The sequence below is a fragment of the Cryptosporangium japonicum genome, assembly GCF_039524755.1.
GTDB lineage: Bacteria > Actinomycetota > Actinomycetes > Mycobacteriales > Cryptosporangiaceae > Cryptosporangium > Cryptosporangium japonicum.
Window position 1 is genome coordinate 1 of sequence record NZ_BAAAGX010000014.1, and the last position, 1059, is coordinate 1059.

General features: G+C 70.4%; 2 protein-coding genes. One reads left to right on the plus strand and one right to left on the minus strand.

Features of this window, described 5'->3' with window-relative positions:
- Window positions 1-52: 52 nt before the first annotated feature.
- Window positions 53-727: an NUDIX domain-containing protein gene (locus ABD437_RS16665; RefSeq protein ID WP_344649762.1), complete on the minus strand. Its 675-nt coding sequence runs from the start codon at window positions 725-727 to the stop codon at window positions 53-55.
- A 134-nt stretch (window positions 728-861) separates the two neighbouring features.
- On the opposite strand from ABD437_RS16665, the gene ABD437_RS16670 reads away from it, so the two are divergent.
- The coding region (locus ABD437_RS16670; RefSeq protein ID WP_344649763.1) for a hypothetical protein at window positions 862-1059 on the plus strand (198 nt) is incomplete at its 3' end.

The window sequence follows — 1059 nt, forward strand, 5'->3', positions numbered from 1 at the left end:
TCTCAGGCCGACCGCCCATCACCAGGTTGACCAACCTCCCTGGACAGCACATCTAGCTACGGAACGGGCCGCGCAGGGCCGCCCACTGCAACAGCATGATCGTCTTCGCGTCGGCGATGTCACCCTGCTCGATCAGCGTCAGCGCCTTGTCGAAGTCGAGTTCGACGACCTCGATGTCCTCACCCTCGCCGGCCACCCCGCCGCCCTCCGACGTCCGGCTGTCGGCGCTGTAGGGAGCCGCGTAGAAGCTGAGCCGCTCGGTGATCGACCCCGGGCTCATGTACGCGTCGAACACGTGCTCGACGTCACCCACCGTGTGGCCGGTCTCCTCCGCGGCCTCGCGGCGGATCGCGGTCTCCGGGTCGTCGCCGTCCAGCAGCCCCGCCGCGGCCTCCAGCAGCATCCCGTCCGGGTGGTCGTTGACGTACGCCGGGAAGCGGAACTGCCGGGTGAGCAGCACGGTGCGCCGGGCGGCGTCGTAGAGCAGGATCGTGGCGCCGTTGCCGCGGTCGTACGTCTCGCGCGACTCGGTCGTCACCCGGCCGTCGCGGTGGCGGTAGGTGAACGTGTTCTTGCGCAGCACGTACCAGCTGGACGCGAGCAGTTCGACGTCGAGCACCTCGACCCGCGGGTTGCCGCGCAGGTCACGACCGGTGAGGTGCAACCCGGTCCGGCCACGTCCGTCCGGAACGTCCACCCCTGGGGTACCGCTGGCGTTCGACGTCATGTCCACATCATTACGCACCGTTGTGACGAGTCTCGGCAGGGGTGTCCGGTTCCGCCACTGTGGACGCCGCATGAGCGCCCCGCTCCGTGGTTACGTGGAGGGGGAGGGATCGACCACGCCGAACGGAGGGCGAGATGACGGACGTCGACTGGGCCGCGCTGCGCACGGAGTACGACACCGGGGTCGCGGAGCTGCGTGCCGCGTCGTCGGTGTTCCGGCGCTCCGCCGACCTCGACGAGGACCTCCGGGCCGGCCTGGCCGACCTGTTCGACGGCCTCGCCGACGACGCCGAGACGACCGGGCCCGATCCGCGTGCGCTGGCGGTGGCGCGT